21 protein-coding genes are annotated in these 17,924 nt (G+C 55.4%); 16 read left to right on the top strand and 5 right to left on the bottom strand.

All coding sequences use genetic code 11. From position 1 onward, the window contains the following. Positions 1-260: 260 nt before the first annotated feature. The gene (locus ABLU87_RS11065; protein WP_032694994.1) at positions 261-1,259 is read right to left on the bottom strand and encodes an AraC family transcriptional regulator; all 999 of its coding nucleotides are present in this window, start codon (positions 1,257-1,259) and stop codon (positions 261-263) included. Between the two features lie 400 nt (positions 1,260-1,659). Here ABLU87_RS11065 and ABLU87_RS11060 point away from each other — a divergent pair, with 400 nt between their 5' ends. From ABLU87_RS11060 to ABLU87_RS11020, 9 genes are all read left to right on the top strand, one after another. After that, positions 1,660-2,379 (top strand): transporter, encoded by a 720-nt coding sequence (locus ABLU87_RS11060; RefSeq protein WP_227633869.1) that lies wholly within the window; start codon positions 1,660-1,662, stop codon positions 2,377-2,379. Positions 2,380-2,607: 228 nt separating this feature from the next. Then, on the top strand, positions 2,608-3,090 hold the full coding sequence (locus ABLU87_RS11055) for a group 1 truncated hemoglobin (protein ID WP_122117901.1): 483 nt from the start codon (positions 2,608-2,610) through the stop codon (positions 3,088-3,090). Between the two features lie 134 nt (positions 3,091-3,224). Then, positions 3,225-4,739: an amidase gene (locus tag ABLU87_RS11050; RefSeq protein WP_122117902.1), complete on the top strand. Its 1,515-nt coding sequence runs from the start codon at positions 3,225-3,227 to the stop codon at positions 4,737-4,739. A gap of 23 nt (positions 4,740-4,762) precedes the next feature. Continuing rightward, entirely contained in the window at positions 4,763-5,371 is a 609-nt protein-coding gene (gene nthA, locus ABLU87_RS11045; RefSeq protein ID WP_009652266.1) for a nitrile hydratase subunit alpha, read from the top strand. 15 nt (positions 5,372-5,386) lie between these two features. Next, positions 5,387-6,040 carry a nitrile hydratase subunit beta gene (nthB, locus tag ABLU87_RS11040; protein ID WP_064378003.1) on the top strand — a complete coding sequence of 218 codons (654 nt, stop codon included), beginning with the start codon at positions 5,387-5,389 and terminating at the stop codon, positions 6,038-6,040. Then, positions 6,037-6,504, top strand: a complete 468-nt coding sequence (locus tag ABLU87_RS11035) for a nitrile hydratase accessory protein (RefSeq protein WP_122117903.1) — start codon at positions 6,037-6,039, stop codon at positions 6,502-6,504. Before nthB ends, ABLU87_RS11035 begins: the two co-directional genes overlap by 4 nt. After that, entirely contained in the window at positions 6,501-6,710 is a 210-nt protein-coding gene (locus ABLU87_RS11030; RefSeq protein WP_004850884.1) for a CbtB-domain containing protein, read from the top strand. Before ABLU87_RS11035 ends, ABLU87_RS11030 begins: the two co-directional genes overlap by 4 nt. 10 nt (positions 6,711-6,720) lie before the next feature. Continuing rightward, positions 6,721-7,476, top strand: a complete 756-nt coding sequence (locus tag ABLU87_RS11025) for a CbtA family protein (protein ID WP_014229357.1) — start codon at positions 6,721-6,723, stop codon at positions 7,474-7,476. A gap of 4 nt (positions 7,477-7,480) precedes the next feature. After that, positions 7,481-8,050, top strand: coding sequence for a histidine phosphatase family protein (locus ABLU87_RS11020; RefSeq protein WP_122117937.1), 570 nt, complete (start codon positions 7,481-7,483; stop codon positions 8,048-8,050). Between the two features lie 174 nt (positions 8,051-8,224). Here ABLU87_RS11020 and ABLU87_RS11015 read toward each other — a convergent pair whose 3' ends face one another. Next, positions 8,225-9,127: a LysR family transcriptional regulator gene (locus ABLU87_RS11015; RefSeq protein ID WP_025108353.1), complete on the bottom strand. Its 903-nt coding sequence runs from the start codon at positions 9,125-9,127 to the stop codon at positions 8,225-8,227. A gap of 136 nt (positions 9,128-9,263) precedes the next feature. Here ABLU87_RS11015 and ABLU87_RS11010 point away from each other — a divergent pair, with 136 nt between their 5' ends. Genes ABLU87_RS11010 through ABLU87_RS11000 form a run of 3 tightly spaced genes read left to right on the top strand, consistent with a single transcriptional unit; the run spans position 9,264 to position 11,835 of the window. Beyond that, the gene (locus ABLU87_RS11010) at positions 9,264-9,878 is read left to right on the top strand and encodes an NAD(P)H-dependent oxidoreductase (RefSeq protein ID WP_025108354.1); all 615 of its coding nucleotides are present in this window, start codon (positions 9,264-9,266) and stop codon (positions 9,876-9,878) included. 45 nt (positions 9,879-9,923) lie between these two features. Then, positions 9,924-10,976 (top strand): LLM class flavin-dependent oxidoreductase, encoded by a 1,053-nt coding sequence (locus ABLU87_RS11005; protein ID WP_122117936.1) that lies wholly within the window; start codon positions 9,924-9,926, stop codon positions 10,974-10,976. A gap of 13 nt (positions 10,977-10,989) precedes the next feature. After that, on the top strand, positions 10,990-11,835 hold the full coding sequence (locus ABLU87_RS11000; RefSeq protein WP_122117935.1) for a pirin family protein: 846 nt from the start codon (positions 10,990-10,992) through the stop codon (positions 11,833-11,835). A 116-nt stretch (positions 11,836-11,951) separates the two neighbouring features. On the opposite strand, the gene ABLU87_RS10995 is transcribed toward ABLU87_RS11000, so the two are convergent. After that, positions 11,952-12,323 (bottom strand): DUF2255 family protein, encoded by a 372-nt coding sequence (locus ABLU87_RS10995; RefSeq protein ID WP_032749095.1) that lies wholly within the window; start codon positions 12,321-12,323, stop codon positions 11,952-11,954. Positions 12,324-12,407: 84 nt separating this feature from the next. Further along, a complete protein-coding gene (locus ABLU87_RS10990; protein WP_162557583.1) occupies positions 12,408-13,496 on the bottom strand; it encodes an alpha/beta hydrolase in 1,089 nt (362 codons plus the stop codon). 209 nt (positions 13,497-13,705) lie between these two features. On the opposite strand from ABLU87_RS10990, the gene ABLU87_RS10985 reads away from it, so the two are divergent. Beyond that, positions 13,706-14,620, top strand: a complete 915-nt coding sequence (locus ABLU87_RS10985) for an AraC family transcriptional regulator (protein ID WP_122117677.1) — start codon at positions 13,706-13,708, stop codon at positions 14,618-14,620. 52 nt (positions 14,621-14,672) lie between these two features. On the opposite strand, the gene ABLU87_RS10980 is transcribed toward ABLU87_RS10985, so the two are convergent. Further along, a complete protein-coding gene (locus tag ABLU87_RS10980; RefSeq protein WP_122117678.1) occupies positions 14,673-15,569 on the bottom strand; it encodes a LysR family transcriptional regulator in 897 nt (298 codons plus the stop codon). A 138-nt stretch (positions 15,570-15,707) separates the two neighbouring features. Here ABLU87_RS10980 and ABLU87_RS10975 point away from each other — a divergent pair, with 138 nt between their 5' ends. The 3 genes from ABLU87_RS10975 to ABLU87_RS10965 all read left to right on the top strand — a co-directional run bounded on the left by ABLU87_RS10975 (position 15,708) and on the right by ABLU87_RS10965 (position 17,876). Next, positions 15,708-16,016, top strand: coding sequence for a hypothetical protein (locus ABLU87_RS10975; RefSeq protein WP_025108361.1), 309 nt, complete (start codon positions 15,708-15,710; stop codon positions 16,014-16,016). Between the two features lie 263 nt (positions 16,017-16,279). Then, a complete protein-coding gene (locus ABLU87_RS10970; protein ID WP_122117679.1) occupies positions 16,280-16,837 on the top strand; it encodes an NAD(P)H-dependent oxidoreductase in 558 nt (185 codons plus the stop codon). Between the two features lie 19 nt (positions 16,838-16,856). Then, entirely contained in the window at positions 16,857-17,876 is a 1,020-nt protein-coding gene (locus ABLU87_RS10965; RefSeq protein ID WP_122117680.1) for an aldo/keto reductase, read from the top strand. Positions 17,877-17,924: the final 48 nt, after the last annotated feature.

Raw genomic sequence — 17,924 nt, 5'->3', positions numbered from 1 at the left:
TAGCGCGGACATCTGAATTGAGCCACAGGCGGACATTACTATTGAGCCATTACAAACCTAAGTGCGCATAATGTATATTATGTTAAATGAGATTAAAGAAGCCGAGTCTGCCACAATGCGCCCCCATAACCTTACCTTACCCCGCGCTAAGCCGGGATATTCAAATGCTAAAGAACTAACGCCATCGTGTCATCCACCTGCCGCCGCAACGCCTGGGCGCGCCTTCCGTCACGCGCAGCTCTCACTCATACCGCGCAGACTCAGGAGTCTGACCCGGTGTGCCTGTTCGATGGCATCGCTCCCTGCTGCTCTTTGGGCAATAATGAGCGAGGCGAGATGCCAAAGGCTTTGCGGAAGGCGTGGCTGAAATGAGAGAAATCAGAGAAGCCGAAATCCAGCGCCGCCTGGGACACGCTACTGACTCGTCCGCGTTCGAGGGCCTCTCGGCTTGCTCGCAGCCTCTCCTGCCAAATCACGGCCATCGGCGTTTTTTTGTGGCGGGCGAAAGCACGCGTGACGGTGCGAATGGAAACATGGTGCGCCCGAGCCAGGCTCTCAATGTTCAAATCTGGATCGACAAGCTGCCGCCGAATGTAAATCATCATCCTGGCGTACAGATCGCGCTCAGCACTCACGTTATCCAGATCCTGCAATTCCAGACTCAGCACCAGCAGATCCAGCATCGTCTGGGAGAAACGGCCAGAAATATCTGGGTTGTCCAGACACGCGGGCATCGCTGTCGCCTGACGCAGCATTTCACGCAGTGGAATCACGCCGGGCCGACTGTCGTCCAGTACCATAGCGGTGAGCGTTTCAATCCTCGGCAAACGACAACTCAGCAGATGCCGCGGGATCCGCACCAGGTGGTTATCGCCCCCACCAAGGCTGAAACTGAACGTCTGCGCGGCGTCGTATAACACAAGACTATCCGCCGCCAGCGCCGCCTTGCGCCCTCCCTGTTCAAGCTGGCCGTACCCGCCTTGCATATAGCCCAGCCACAGATCGTCGTCTGGCCCCTGCCTCAGATAACGTGCGGTGCGTTCCCAGCGGTGCAACGGCGCGGACAACGAACAGATATCCACCATCCCCACCCCGCGTACCGCAAGCCGGGCGTCAAAGTCGACCCCAGCCATGGGCACGCTGGCGGCCGGAATGCAGTGACGCAACACTACGTCGTTCCAATACTCGAAGCGGCGCGACTCGGCAACGCCAATGGTCGAATAGTGGGAGCAGACCGCAGACGGCATGATGCTATTCATAATTGCTCACCTCGCACCTTAATTCCCGCATCAATAACAGACACGGGTTCACAGACAGCAACTATCGTGCCAGCACTCAGATGTCCCTCCAGCCCTCACTCGCATCCGCGCTAAGGCAGTGGAAATATCGCTGACGCTCCGTCGATGCGCCAGGCGTCCCACGTCGCGAATGGCGTCGAAAAAGCGAGAACCGCACTCAAGGTGTGCACATCTGCGCTATGACGGAGCATCATGCTATGGGCCTTTTCAGCCTGCCCGCCCGTTGTCCCTGCCAGCCAAACGACTGTCCTTATGAAACAAGTACGCAGCAAATTTCTCCCTAATATCTGTAACCGTAAGGTCTTCCGGCCACGTTGGTACCGGGAAATAAACAAGAGATATCAGACATGAGGGTAACGTTATGACTGTTAGTGGCACCACATCTCGTATCAGCCTGGTCGCCTGCACACTCTGGCTGGCGACGATCCCGGCCCATGCGGTCGATCTCAACTCACAGGATCTCATTCCGGCTCCTGCCGGTACCGATGCCATTCTGGCGTATTTCACCTACGCCACGCGAGACAGCTTTACCCCCACAGGTGGCGACGAAATTAAGCAAGGCACCGGGCTGGACTCCTTCGTCAGCATCTTTCGTTACGTCCACTATATGGATGTGGGGGGCTTCACGGTCGCGCCGCAGGTGCTGATGCCCTACGGACGTCTTTATAACGGCTCCCTGGGCGGTATCCGCCTCGATTCCGCCAGCGGCCTGGGCGACCCCATTCTGGCCGCCCCGGTCTGGTTGGTGAACAACCCCAGCACCACCTTCGCCCTCGTGCCCTACCTGTACGTCCCTGCCGGTTCCTACGATGCCGGGCGCACGCTCAACGTCGGTGAGAACCGCTGGAAGTTCGATCTGCAGCTTGGCGGCGTGCAGCAGCTTGGTAACGGTTTTGCCACGCAGCTGTCCGCTGATGCGATGTGGTATGGCGACAACGACGATGCCACGGGCATCGGCACCGGTCGCCTCAAACAAGACAACACCTATCAATTTCAGGGCTGGGTAAGCTGGACGCCGCCCGCAGACACCTCCTGGACCGTCTCCGCCGGTTACGCCAAATTGTGGGGCGGTAAACAGTAGATCGACGGCGTCGAAAACGGACAAGCGACGCGTTCGGATCAGGTAAGGCTGGAATTGTCGAAATTCATCACCCCCACGGTGCAAGTGCAGGGCTTGCTCCAACGCGACATCAACGTCGATGGCGGTTTTAAGGAAGATCTCCACACCACCCTGCGCGTGATGAAACTGTTCTGATTGAACAGAGACCTGTGCACCCCCTTCCACTCACATGTTACGGAGAAATCCACCATGAGCGAACAGCAGCAAAAGCCGTCTCTCTATGAACGTCTCGGCGGATATGACGCCGTCTACGCCTTCGCAGGCGAAGTGTTGAAGACCTGTATGAAGCATCCCGACATCGGCCATATCTGGGCGCACGTGTCCGAGTCTTCATTTCAGAAAGAGCATATCAACTTCGTTGATTTCTTGTGCAAGCACTGGGGTGGCAACACCGTCTATCGGGGACGAGATATGGTGACCGCGCACCGCGGCATGGGGCTGACCGAGGTGCACTGGCAAGCCGTATTCGAGTCTATCGACGAGTGTTACGAAAACTTCAATGTACCGCAGGATATTCGTGAAGAGGTCACCGCTTTCCTGACTCAATTCAAGCCCGCGGTCATCGGCAGTCCTTCGTATCGCGACGTGGTGCTCTCACACCCGGACATGGACGTGACCAAAGGCATGAAAAGTGTCGGTATCCACTGGCCTAAAGCCGATAAGCCGACTTAACACCTTACGGACACCCGCAGGCTGCGCGGGTGTCCATTTCAGCCAAACGACTGACCCGGATAACCAAGTCAGGATGGCATTCCGGGCTTATGTTCAAGACAGGCGCATGAGCAAACACAGAAAAAGGAAACAACATGGCTATTCAACGTCCCACTGCCGAACAACTCCAGGAGCTTGCCGGTCGGCTGCATATCAGCCTGACGCCGGCGCAGGCCGAGGAATATCTGGCGGTGATGCAGGCTAACTTCGACGCCTACGATCTGATCGACTCCCTTCCCGACGATATCCCGGAGGTCCGCTATCCGCGCACCGCCGGCTATCGTCCGACTGGCGAGGAAAATCCGCTCAATGCCTGGTATTACAAAACGGAGGTAAAAGGTGCAGCGACTGGCGCGCTGGCCGGGCGGACCATCGCCCTGAAAGACAATGTCTCGCTCGCCGGCGTACCGATGATGAACGGCGCCTCCACGCTCGAAGGTTTCGTCCCATCCTACGACGCGACCGTGGCCACCCGCCTGCTGGATGCCGGGGCGACGATTCTCGGCAAAGCCACCTGCGAGCACTTCTGCCTCTCCGGCGGCAGCCACACTTCCGACCCGGCCCCGGTGCACAATCCCCATCGTCATGGCTATTCCTCCGGCGGTTCGTCCTCAGGAAGCGCCGCACTGGTGGCGGCTGGCGAAGTGGACATGGCGATAGGCTGCGATCAGGGCGGTTCCATCCGTATCCCTTCCGCCTTCTGTGGTACCTACGGCATGAAACCGACCCACGGTCTGGTGCCTTACACGGGCATCATGCCGATTGAGGCGACCATCGACCACGCCGGTCCCATCACCGCCAACGTGCGCGACAACGCGCTGATGCTGGAAACCATCGCCGGAAGTGACGGGCTTGACCCGCGTCAGTACGCGCCCGTTGTAGAGAGCTATACCGCCGCCCTCGGAAAAGGTGTGCGCGGCCTGAAAATCGGCATTCTGACCGAGGGATTCCAGTTGTCGAATATGGACCCGCAGGTAGAAACGAAGGTGCGGGACGCCATCGCCCGCCTGCAAGCGCTGGGCGCCATCGTTAGCGAAATTTCCGTGCCGGAACACAAGCTGGCGGGCGCGCTTTGGTCGCCTATCGGCTGCGAAGGTCTGACCGCCCAGATGATGCACGGCAATGGCATGGGTTTTAACTGGGAAGGCCAGTACGACGTCAGCCTGCTGGACAAACACGCGCAATGGCGCAACAGCGCGGATGCCCTCTCCCCGTCGCTCAAAGTCTGCATGTTCGTCGGCCAGTATGGGCTGGAGCGCTATAACGGTCGCTACTACGCCAGAGCGCAGAATATCGCGCGTCGGGCCCGCGCCGGCTACGACCGGGCCCTGAGCGATTTCGACCTGCTGGTGATGCCTACCGTGCCTGTCCTCGCTCAGCCGATACCAGACCCGGACTGCTCCATCACCGAATACATCTCGCGCGCTTTCGAAATGATCGGTAACACCGCTGCGCAGGACATCACCGGTCACCCGGCCATGTCTATCCCCTGTGGCATGGTCGACGGACTCCCGGTGGGCATGATGCTGGTAGGACGTCATTACGCTGAAAACACGCTCTATCAGGCCGCCGCCGCTTTCGAAGCCTGCGGTGACTGGCGGACGTTTTAACCTTAACTCTCGGGAAGCCTAAAATGAGCCATAAACACGACCACGACCATACCCAACCCCCCGTTGATATCGAGCTACGCGTCCGCGCACTGGAATCCCTGCTGCAGGAAAAAGGCCTGATCGACCCGGCTGCGCTGGATGAGCTGATTGACACCTACGAGCACAAAGTCGGCCCCCGAAATGGCGCACAGGTTGTCGCCAGAGCGTGGAGCGACCCGGAATACAAACGTCGACTGATGGAAAACGCCACTGCCGCTATTGCTGAACTGGGTTTCTCCGGAATACAGGGCGAAGACATGCTGGTCGTGGAGAACACGCCGGACGTGCACAACGTCACCGTTTGTACGCTGTGTTCCTGCTACCCCTGGCCGGTGCTGGGTCTGCCGCCGGTGTGGTACAAATCAGCGCCCTATCGTTCGCGTATCGTCATCGACCCGCGCGGCGTTCTCGCCGAGTTCGGGTTACACATACCAGAAAACAAAGAGATTCGCGTCTGGGATAGCAGCGCCGAGCTGCGCTATCTGGTCCTGCCAGAACGTCCGGCAGGCACGGAAGGCTGGAGCGAAGCGCAGTTGAGCGAACTCATTACGCGCGATTCGATGATTGGCACCGGTGTGGTTAGCGCACCATAACGAAAGGAGAAAACCATGAACGGGATACATGATCTGGGGGGGATGCACGGCCTTGGCCCGATCCCTACCGAGGAAAACGAGCCCTATTTCCATCATGAGTGGGAACGCCGGGTATTTCCTCTGTTCGCCTCGTTGTTCGTCGGCGGACACTTTAACGTCGATGAATTTCGCCACGCCATCGAACGTATGGAGCCGACCGAATATTTGCAGTCGAGCTACTACGAGCACTGGCTGCATGCATTCGAAACGCTGCTGCTGGCAAAGGGGGCGATCACCGTTGAAGAACTGTGGGGTGGCGCGAAGCCTTCCCCCTGCAAGCCTGGCACACCTGTGCTGACGCAGGAGATGGTGTCGATGGTTGTCAGCACCGGCGGGTCTGCTCGGGTCAGTCACGATGTTGCGCCCCGCTTCCGGGTGGGCGATTGGGTACGAACGAAAAATTTCAACCCGACCACCCATACCCGCCTGCCACGCTACGCACGCGATAAAGTCGGTCGTATAGAGATCGCTCACGGTGTGTTTATCACGCCAGATACTGCGGCGCACGGGCTGGGAGAACATCCCCAGCATGTTTACAGCGTCAGCTTCACCGCACAGGCGCTGTGGGGAGAGCCGCGCCCTGACAAAGTGTTCATCGATCTGTGGGACGACTATCTGGAGGAAGCATGAATACGGTAGCACAACACGATTACGCCGCCCTCGGGTTACCGCGCGATGAGGAAGGACCGGTGTTTGATAAGCCCTGGCAGGCAAAAGCGTTCTCCCTGATAGTCCATCTCCACCGGGCCGGGCTGTTCCCGTGGGCAGAATGGGTACAGACATTCAGTAAAGAGATCAAAGCGGCGCCGGCGCAACCGGGTGAAAGCGCGAATGATGCCTACTATCGTCAGTGGACGGCGGCGATGGAAAACATGATGACGGCACTCAACCTGACGGTGCCGGATGAAATCAGCCGACGGACGCAGGAGTGGCGCCAGGCGTACCTCAACACGCCCCACGGCCAGCCGATTGTACTGGCGAACGCCAGTTGCCCGCCGGCACATAGCCATCATCACCTTTCGCCGGGCGTGCCGGTCACGGTGAGTCCGGCACTCGCTACCAACAGCAAAATCGATAATGGAGTTACACCATGAGTGATATCACCCTTAATGCCCACACCCCGGCTGCCCCCATTCCTGTCGCGAAACTGCTGCCCTGGGCGCTGTTCACCGCCCTGCTGGCGCTGCTGGCCATTTATTTCGTTGGCGCAGAGCAAGGCGCAACGTCGATGTTTTCCGGCACGCAGGTGCATGAATTCTTCCACGACGCACGTCATCTGCTGGGCTTTCCCTGCCACTGAGGAGGCGGAAATGATTGGCAAACTGTTATTTAAAGGGATGATGGCCGGCGTTCTGGCCGGGATGGTGGCATTTGCCTTTGCACACCATTTCGGCGAGCCGCAGGTCGATCGCGCGATTGGGCTGGAAAAAAGCATGTCAGCTCACGCTCACCATCACGGCGCGTCAGCAGACGGCGAAGAAGAAGAGGTGTTTAGCCGACAGACCCAGTCCGGGATCGGCCTGATGACCGGCATGGCGCTGTTTGGCGCCGCGCTGGGCGGCGGTCTGGCGTTGGCGTGGGCCTTTAGCTACCAGCGCTTTGGGCCATCGGACCCGCGTGTGCTGGCGTTGTGCCTGGCGCTGGCCGGCTTCCTGGCAATGAGCCTGATGCCAGGTCTGAAATACCCGCCCAATCCGCCCGCAGTCGGCAACCCGGAGACCATCGGCTATCGTACCGGGCTCTATTTCGTCATGATGTTGCTTTCTATCGGCATCGTCATCGCGGCCGCGTGGTTATCACATCAGCTCACGCCGCGCCTCGGCAGAGGGAATGCGATGATGTGGGCAACGCTGTTCGCCGTGGCGCTGATGCTCGTGGTTTGTGCCCTGATGCCGACAGTGAACGAAGTCTCCGACCACTTCCCGGCGGACCTGCTATGGCGTTTCCGCATAAGTTCCTTCGGCACGCATCTGGTGCTCTGGGGCGTCATCGGCGTGGCTTTCGGTGCTTTAGCCGAACGCACGCCGACGACACGCGAACATCGCCCGGCCTTCCGGCGCGGTTAACAACATGAGAGCGTCGCTAACGCTGATTTGTCAGGGAGAAACGGCAGCCTCCAGAGGTTCACACTTTCCCTGTGATGACCCTCTGGAGGCGCGGGAGTGGCAACGGGCGCGCCAGCTACAAAGCAGTGTCGCCCGTTATCACCGCGTCTGGTTCGCCCCGGACGCCGCCGCCAGGCAAACCGCCGCCGCGCTCTCTTTACAGGGTACGCCAGTGACGGAACTGGCGGAACCCGACTACGGCATCTGGGCCGGTCGGCCAGTGCGTGAGGTGATGATGCAAGACGCCGAAGCGTTCCAGGCCTGGCTGGAGGGTGCCGCTCCCCCGGGCGGAGAGTCACGTGCTCAACTGCTGGCGCGCTGTGGCAGCTGGCTGGCTAAACACGTCGATATTCGAGGTCGCCACTGTGCCATTGCGCCTGCCGCCGCAATCCGCGCCACGATCGTCGACGTTCTCGGCGCCCCGCTTCACTCATTTGCGCGTATCGACATCCACCCGCTGAGCATCATCGAATTGCGCAGCGACGGACGGCGCTGGAATTTGTGTTTATTGAAGGGCCACATAAATAGTGAATAGACCACGTTCAGCCAGCGGACGGACGTCTGTCACATTTTTAACCCTTCCATAAATCAGGTCCGACACTACCCCTGGTGGCATTCATATACGCTTTCATCATGGGGATGATATTGAACCAGTGGTTTCAGGTTTACGCGAACCACCATTGAGCTGAAGTACCAGCCAGTAATATGGTTACCTGTGGCTGGAGCAGGCCATTATTTGGTCGATAAGCCAGCGGCCTGCCTGGCCTGGCGGATTATCCACACGATACACTGCTGACATCAACATACTGACCCCACCCTGAGGTTCTTCCTCAATGGCCAGACGTACGAGGCGACCACTATCCAGATCGGTCTGCACGGTGTGGAGAGGCATTCCTCCCCAGCCCAGTCCATTAAGCAGGAATGCGCGCTTGGCAAACAGGTCAGCGAGTTTCCATGTTTTGGGAGACATTACGCCAAAATCGCGCCCTTTTGAATGTTCAGAACGATCGGTCAGTACCAGCTGAACATGCTTTGCGAGTTCACTCTGCGGGATTGGGCCTGGATACGCTGCCAGTGGGTGCTCTGCCGCAGCTACCATTGCAAAAGGAATATTCACCAAAGGTTCAGTGATGATTCCGGGGGGCGTCAATGGCAGAAAACCAACAATACCCACCGTGGCTCGTCTATCCAGAACGGGCTGGAAAGTAGCGCCAAGAGCTTCTACGTACACATGAAGCGGTACTGCCGGGAACTGTTGACGAAACTCTTTAGCGACTCCCGCAAGGGCATCAATGGGAAAAAAGACATCCACAACCACAGCCAGTTCGGGTTCCAGTCCGGCCGCCATGCCTTTTGCCTGCGATTTCATGGCATCCACAATAGAAACGGCTTTTCGCGCGCTGACAAGCAATGCCGAGCCTGCAGGTGTCAGCAATGGATAGCGCCCTGAGCGATCGAATAAGGTGACACCTAATTGCAGTTCCAGCCCACGCACAAGCTCACTGGCTGCTGACTGAGCCCGGCCAAGACGACGGGCAGCGGCCGAGAAGCTCCCTTCATCTACAGCAGCAACAAATGTTCGAAGCTGGTCGAGCGATATTCCGTCAAGCATAAACCCTCACCAATGTATCTGAATTCAAGATGGTATCCATAAGATTATAACGGCTGTTCAGATGCATTCGTAGGTGCAATTATGGTGGCGGCACTATTTTTTACGTTGACCACAGTCCACTCACCGGAGATTTAATATGACTACTATTCTGCATATCGACTCGAGCATCCTGGGTAGCAACTCTGTCAGCCGCAGCCTGACTGCTGAAATCGTCGCTAAAGAAGTGAAATTAAACCCTGGAGCCACACTTCTGCGACGCGATCTTGTTGCAGATGAATTACAGCATTTGAGCCCTGCCCATCTGGCTGTGTTTCAGGGAAATACACCGACTTCAGAATCGTTAGCGAACGACATCGCTCTGGGCAGCACCTACATCGATGAGTTGTTCTCAGCGGATATCATTATTATTGGCGTTCCGATGTACAACTTTTCGCTTCCGAGCCAACTCAAGGCATGGCTGGATCGTGTACTTGTCGCGGGGAGGACATTCCACTACACCGCGAATGGTCCGGAAGGTCTGCTTCCAGCAGGTAAAAAAGTGTATATCGCTTCAACTCGCGGTGGCGTTTACAGCGGTACCAGCCCTGTCGCCCATCTTGACCATCAGGAAACGTTGCTTACCGCTGCGCTTAATTTCATCGGACTCTCTGACATCACCATTTTTCGTGCGGAAGGTCTTGCTCTGGGAGATGACGCCAGAGCAACGGCACTTGCCAGGGCGAAGAACGAGGTTGAAACAACGGTTATCTGACCCATGACCGGGGTTACGTTGAAAAACCGGCACAAGGAGTTAAATGTGGAAATAGGCATAAACAGTTTCGCTTCACTTTTACCTGAAAGGAACAACGGACGCATACCTAATCCGGCAGAACGTCTTGCGGCATTACTGGAGGAAATCACTCTTGCCGACGAGGCTGGTATAGATGTGTTCGGTGTCGGTGAACATCATCGTACTGATTTCGCCGATTCGTCACCTGCAGTCATTCTTGCGGCCGCCGCCGCACGAACGAAAAAAATCAGACTAACCAGTGCGGTATCGGTTCTCAGTACGGTTGATCCGGTGAGGTTGTTTCAGGACTTCTCCACCCTGGATCTGCTCTCGCAGGGCCGTGCCGAAATCACCGTTGGTCGTGGTTCTTTTGCAGAAGCTTATTCGCTATTTGGTCACTCCAGGGATGACTATGACGCTCTATTTACAGAGAAGCTTGGACTTTTGCAGCAACTTGTCAGGGAAACACACATCACATGGTCAGGCCGTTACCGTCCAGCGCTTACGGGCCAGGGCGTCTATCCCCGGCCAATGCAGAATCCGCTGCCGGTTTGGGTAGGTGTTGGCGGAACACCGCACTCCTTCATCCGGGCCGGAGCTGCGGGTCTGCCGCTGATGGTGGCGATTATCGGGGGCAGACCCGATCGTTTCCGGCCATTAATCGACCTCTACCTGCAGGCCGGTATTCGTGCCGGCTACCATCGCGAACAGCTTAGGGTGGGGCTACATGTTACCGGCTTTGTGGCTGACTCCGCGAAAGCAGCAAAAGACGCGTTTTATCCAGGCTGGCTGCATGCTTTCACACAAGTGGGCAAAGAGCGCGGTTGGGGGCCAGTGACGCGTGAGCAATTTGATGCCTCCTGTAGCCCTGACGGTGCATACCTCGTTGGCGATCCGCCAACCGTGATAGCCAAAGCACAGGCAATATCGACATCACTGGGCGGTATTGACCGGCTGTCATTTCAGATGAGTGCTGCCACTGCAGGATCTGAGGCAATGGGTCATTCAATCAAACTTATCGGACACGAAGTGGCTGCGGCCCTTCGTGAAAAAAAGCACACAGCCAGAATTGTATATTGAAGGAAAATCTATCATGACCGATTCTCTTGAGAGCCAGGGCGTGAATCGCGCCATTGCCTACCGTACGAAGGGCCATCGATTAGGCCCCATTACGCGATTACTGAGCCCGGATGATCTGGGAGATGATATCAAGCCGTTCGTTTTTCTTGATTTGTTTGAGTTCTTCCCACCGTATAACCGCGGTTTTATACCTCATTCACATTCAGGTATTGCAACCCTTACGGCCTTCTTTGAAGGTGGTATGACTTACGGGGATACCACAGGAAAACAAGGTTCCATGTCTGATGGTTCTGTGGAGTGGATGCGAGCAGGTAGTGGGGTCTGGCATGCGGGTGAGCCCTTACCGGGGAAAGTCATGCGAGGTTTTCAGCTCTGGGTGGCTTTACCGCCTGAACTGGAACTGGCATCGGCAGAAAGCCTTTATTTCGAAGCTGAAGCTATTATGCACGATGGCCCAGCCCGTATTTTACTGGGACAGTACAATGGCAGGACCAGTCCAGTCCCTTCACCAGCATCAATGACTTATCTGCACGTGCGGCTTTCAGATGGTCAGAAGTGGACTTATCAGCCGCAGGCAGATCATGATATCGCATGGCTGGCAACTAACGCCGGGCAACTGGAGATCGGAAATACCCTGCTCGAACGTGAGCTGGCAATTTTCGCAGAAGGTCATGGGGCTATCAGCATCACGGCTCATGAAGCGGCCGAATTTGTGATCGGATCAGCGGTCAAACACCCTTACCCTCTCATCCGGGAGGCTTCCTCTGTCCATACAAACGCGGCTTCGCTGGCAGAAGGAGAACGAACTATCGCCTCTATTCGCAACAGCCCGTCATTCAGTGCGCTTACATCGCGCTGATAACTCTCATCGATATTCAAAGAAAAATCATGACACGCCGTAGTCATACTCATAAAACTGTCGCCATCACTGGCGGCAGTCCCGCCTGAAAATGTCGTATTTCTGCGGCATGGCATTCACGAAGGTAATATCTCAACCGTGGCCGCTCTGGCGCGAGCTCCCGTCATTGCGGAAACATAGCTGCTGCCGGAATATTTTATCTGGTAGGCCCGATCGATTTTACTTTCAAGAGCCGGGTCCGCGGGTTTTACGAACCGCACGTCGAATTCCTGCCCGATAGCCACTATCTTACCCGCCCGTTGAGACAGTGCTGCCTGATACCATTTAGAACGGGTACCGCTATAGGCACGGACGAAAAGTCGGTTATCCACCGTCACTTCCCAAATCCATGTTGGCGTGCCGGTGGTATTCATATCGGGACGGTACGGCGCGATTTTCAGGTCGTCCGCCGCATCTATTTTTGCTAAAAGCTCGCGGTTCCAGAGCATAAACCTTTCCTCTTTTCTATACGTTATTTCGTATATTATAAAGTTGGTAACACTGCGTCGGAGAATATCGAACAGTGTTATGATTTATTTATTAAGGTATTTATTAAAAAATGCCGTGATGTTATCAAACGGAATCTTATCCATGCGGTCATATAAATCAACATGGGTGGCATCTTTCACAATCAGAAGCTCTTTAGGCTGATTTGCCGCTTCATATGCCGTTTTAGAGAAATAAAGCGAATGCGCTTTTTCACCATGAACAAACAGGATTGGGCGCGGAGAGATTTCCTTAATATACGTCATCAGCGGGAAATTCATAAAGGACATCGGCGTTGTCACGGACCATGAGTTTCCGGAGTTGACGGCACGTGGATGATATCCGCGTTTGGTCATATAGTAGTCCGCGTATTCCACGAGGAACTGCGCTTCGCCGCCCTTCAGTTTATTGTAAGCTGGCTGATAGGCCGGTTGACCGTTTGCCGCATCGTCCCAGCGCTGAAGGCTCATCTTCTCAAGCGCCTGCTCGCGTTGCGCCGGCGTTACGCTGTCATTGTAGCCCTTTGACATCACGCGGCTCATATCATACATGGTGCTGGCAACAACCGCTTTTACGCGTTTATCCACGGCAACAGCGTTCAGCGCGATCCCCCCCATACCACAGATACCGATGACGCCGATACGTTCACGGTCCACATAAGATTGCAGCCCAATAAAATCAACGGCTGCCATAAAGTCTTCGGTATTAATATCGGGTGACGCGATATTGCGCGGTTCCCCACTGCTTTCGCCGGTATAAGACGGATCAAATGCCAGCGTCACAAATCCGCGCTCGGCTAAGGTTTGCGCATAAAGACCTGAGGCCTGCTCTTTTACCGCGCCAAAGGGCCCGGAAATAACCAGTGCCGCAAGCTTCTTGTTTCCGCGATCTTTAGGAAGATACACATCTGCGGCCAGCGTAATGCCGTAACGGTTTTTAAAAGTTACTTTTTGATGATCCACTTTGTCGCTCCTTGGGAAGGTTTTATCCCACGTCTGAACCAGGCGTACTGAAGAATCTGCTGTGCCTGCTGCCGGCTGGGCGACCGCAGATTCTGTTGAAATCATGGCCAGCGCTCCGGCAAGGAGTGCGCCATTAAAAAAGCGGGTTGAAGTTTTTAGCGTCATGATAGTCATACCTTCATTCAAATTGGATGCGGATTGGGTTGTAGTCAGCGCCTCATTTCGGTATGGCTATTTTGGATGTCGCTAATGAAATCTGTTATTAAAATACTCTGTATTATTTGCCTGATCCTATTAACATGATGCCAAAGCGTATATTTCACTTTTCATAACGGGGAAGTTGACGACGTCGCACAGATTTAACAAATATGAGGCGTGACGGAATGATTTCAGACAAATCGGTTGAGAGACGACTCGGCAAGCTCTCCCGGGATATTGCTCAGCGCACGCCCGGTACCGGTGATTTTCCCACCGCGGTTGAAGGGCTGGAACTCTTCCGGCGCAACGAACCCGCCCCTCCGGTGAGCTGCCTGGTTCCTCCGAGTATCGTTCTGGTGGCTGATGGCGCGAAGATCATGTGGGTTGGCGGTGAAGCTTATGAATATAATACGGAAAAATTCCTGATCACGTCTCTCGACTTGCCAGCCAGTTCGGAAGTGTTACAGGCATCGCCATCACGGCCCTGCGTCGGCGTCGCCTATAAACTTGACCAGCGCGTACTGATGGAATTAATTGCCCAGGGATGCCTGCCGCCAGTCAAAAAACGAGATGCGGGAACGGGGGTCGGTATAGGAACCATGACTGATGTTTTACTGGAGCCTTTCTGCCGCCTGCTTTCACTGCTGGACGAACCCGAAGCCATTCCCGTTCTCGGCCCGCTGATTCAGAGGGAGATACATTACCGGCTGTTGATGAGCGATCGGTCCGATCGTCTCAGACAGATTGCGGCAGTCGACGGCCATGGCTACCGTATCGGTAAAGCTATCGACTGGTTAAAGACCAATATTGCTTCGCCTCTGCGTGTCGAAGAGCTGGCAAGTCGCGTGCAAATGAGCACGCCCTCCTTCCACCACCATTTCAGACAGCTTGCGGGAATGAGTCCGCTCCGCTATCAGAAATGGCTGCGTCTCAATGAAGCAAGGCGACTGATGCTGAATGAGCATTACGATGTCACCACAGCGGCCTATGCTGTCGGCTACGAAAGCTTATCCCATTTCAGCCGGGAATATACGCGGATGTTTGGGGAGTCACCCAAGAGGGATATTACTGTGCTGAGAGAGTCTGCCGGTAAGAATTAATGGTACCGATTTTCATCGTTAATCCCGGGGTGAAAGTGAGTCGTCGTTTTTATCACTCCGTAGCGGCTATCAGAAAGTCGATCAGGGTTTTCACTCTTTTGGTTTTACCGGCGTTTTTCGGGTAATAGAGATAAACTGGCGGATAGGTTTTCCAGTAGCTCTCCATCACGGGTATAAACTGCTCTCGATCGGGCTGTAACCGCCAGATGGGTTCGAACAAGCGCCCTATCCCCAGCCCGTGGCGAATACCGTCTGCCATAACGTCAATATCGTTGCTGATTAACTGTCCGGGCATTTCTAAGGTCAATGGTTCTCCGCGATCGTTAAGGATCAGCGGAAGAATGCGGTTGTTGGTGATGAAACGATAGCCAATCAGCCGGTGATGGCTGAGATCGGCTGGCGCCTCAGGCATTCCATATTCGGCGAGATAGGCTGAAGACGCATATAACCCTTCACGAAACGGTTTCATCAACGGGCGTGCCACCACCCCGCCTTCAAGGATATCCCCAAAACGAATCCCCAGGTCAAAACGCTCCTCGATAATATTCACGGTACCGTCGTAGACCGAAATTTCCAGCTTTATACCGGGATATTGCCGACAGAATGCCGCCATTGCGGGTTTAAGAATGAGCAGGTAGGCAAAGCGCGAGAGCGTAATCCTCACCGCGCCGGAGGGCTCCCTATTCTGGTCACGGATGCTTTCCAGCGATTTCTCCAGCGAATCCACCGCGGCGGCGGTTTGCTCCAGCAGCTGTTGCCCGGTTTCCGTTAGCTCAATGCGCCGGGTCGTGCGCACAAAAAGCGGATGGCCAATATGCTCCTCCAGCAGCTTGAGCGCATTGCTGACGGAAGGCGGCGTAATTTCAAGTTTCCTGGCGGCTGCCGAAATATTGCCTTCGCGCGCAATGCTCTGAAAGATACGTATCTGATTATAAAGGGCGTTATTCATAGCATTTTCCTTAGCAAACCTCGGCTGATTATTAAGTACAGGCTAAATATGCTTAAGTCAATGCCCGCCTAATCTTCTGCGAATGAGGCGCTTATACTTTTTTCTCTTTCCACTGAAAACTGAGTACAGGAGACGATGATGCGAATTTTATGTCTGGATATGCCCAACCCTGGCGCAACGCCGGAAAAATATGCGCCACACCTTACCGCTGAGGCCCTGCACGCCTGGGGGCTGTATAAATCCGGCTTTATCCGCGACATCTATTTCCGTCAGGACAGGCCCGGCGTCGCCATTTTCCTCGAATGTGACACCGTGGAAGAAGCCAGTAACGTGATGGCTGAATTCCCGCTGGCAAAGGCGGGCTTATTAACGTTTGAGTGCATTCCTCTCGGATCCTTTATTAGCTGGGAAAGTCTCTTCTCCGCAGAATTTAAAAATCAAAAATGAAGGAAAGGTGATGACCGACGAACGCCTTAATACAGAGCGGATGGCGTGAGCATGGCGCGGGTGCATGCGCGCCACCAGCCAGCGTAAGGCGGCAGAAAGCATTGCATTCTTATCCACGCCTTTGGCCGCAAGCAGCGCTTCGGCCTTTTTAAGGTGCTGATTATTAGCTTCTGTCTAAAAGTGATTGAGCCTTTACTGCTCTAAAAAATAATCCTGCATCCCTATACTGAGTTAATCTTTATCAACGGACTTAACTGATTGAAATGAAAAATATCCTTATCGTATCCGGGCATCCCGATGTTAACCATTCCGTCGCCAACGCGACCATCCTTGACGAGGTGGCGACCGCCCTGCCCGACGCTGAAATTCGTCGTCTGGACTGGCTTTATCCAGACGGCAAAATCAACATCGGCGCGGAGCAGAAAAGTCTGCTGAAGGCGGATGTCATCGTCTGGCAGTTTCCCTTTTCCTGGTATGGCCTCCCGGGGCTGATGAAACAGTGGCTGGATGAGGTTTTTGTTCACGACTTCGCGCACGGTTCGGCGGCGAAACTGGGCGGTAAAAAGCTGCTCCTCTCCTTCACAACGGGTGCGCCGCAGGCAATGTATACCTCTGACGGCTTCTTTGGTCACACCATTGAGGAGTACCTTATCCCGTTCGAGACCACGGCAAGGCTGTGCCGGCTTGACCTGCTGACGCCGGTATATACCTGCGGTATCAGCTACGCCGATCGGGATGCCGATAAAATTGCCCAGCAAAAGACGCTCGCCAGGGAGCACGCTTCCAGGCTGATCGCGCAGCTTAACGCCCTTCCTGAATAAACCCACGAGGGAAATGAAGATGCAGTATACCCGACTCGGCAAAAGTGACTTACTGGTCTCCCGCATCTGCATGGGGTGTATGGGATTTGGCGATCCGTCTACGGGCCAGCATCGCTGGACGCTGAATGAAACGGAAAGCCGGAACATCATTCGCTACGGTCTTGAAAAAGGTATCAATTTTTACGATACCGCCATCGCCTATCAGAACGGCTCGAGCGAGCGGTACGTTGGCCGGGCGCTGCGAGATATGGCAAAACGCGATGAGATCGTCCTTGCTACCAAGTTTCTGCCGCGTACGCCAGCGCAAATTGCGCAGGGTATGCGCGGAAAACAGGCGATTACCCGTTCGCTTGACCAGAGCCTGCAGAATCTTGGTATGGACTATATAGACCTCTACATCTACCACCTCTGGGACTATAACACTCCCGCGATCGAGGTCCTTGAAGCACTGCATGCCGCCGTCACCGCCGGCAAGGTACGGGCCATTGGCATTTCAAACTGCTATGCATGGCAGCTGGCGAAGATGAATGCGCTTGCCGAACGCGAAGGGCTCACGCCCTTTGTTTCCGTGCAAAGCCACTACAACCTGATTATGCGCGAAGATGAACGCGAACTCTTGGGGCTGTGCGCTGAAGACGGCATCGCAGTGACGCCCTATAGCGCACTGGCAAGCGGCCGTCTTTCCCGTAAGGAAGGCCACACGCGGCGGGCCGCTGAGGATGACTATGCCCGCGGGAAATATGACCGCACGGCGGAACAGGACAGCGTCATTATCGAGCGGGTCGCTGAGCTTGCCGAACGGCATCAGGTGCCCATGACGGAAATCTCACTCGCCTGGCTGCTTAATAAGGTCACCGCCCCGGTCGTAGGCGCGACCCAAAAAAGGCATGTCGACGGCGCGGTTAACGCCGTGAATTTTCAATTGAGCGCGGAGGAAATCGGGTATCTGGAAGAGTCCTATCAGCTGCATTTTCTGACAGGGATTATGGCGCAAAACACACCGCAGACCAAAGACTCCAGGCAGGTATGCACGCGATAGATGCCGCGAATCTGATACGCTGAAAACCGAATGACAGTTCCAGGGGAT

Source organism: Klebsiella sp. CB_Kp196 (assembly GCF_040061575.1).
In the GTDB taxonomy this organism is placed as follows: domain Bacteria; phylum Pseudomonadota; class Gammaproteobacteria; order Enterobacterales; family Enterobacteriaceae; genus Klebsiella; species Klebsiella michiganensis.
The sequence above is the reverse complement of the archived record's forward strand: the minus strand, read 5'-3'. Positions and strand labels throughout refer to the sequence as shown.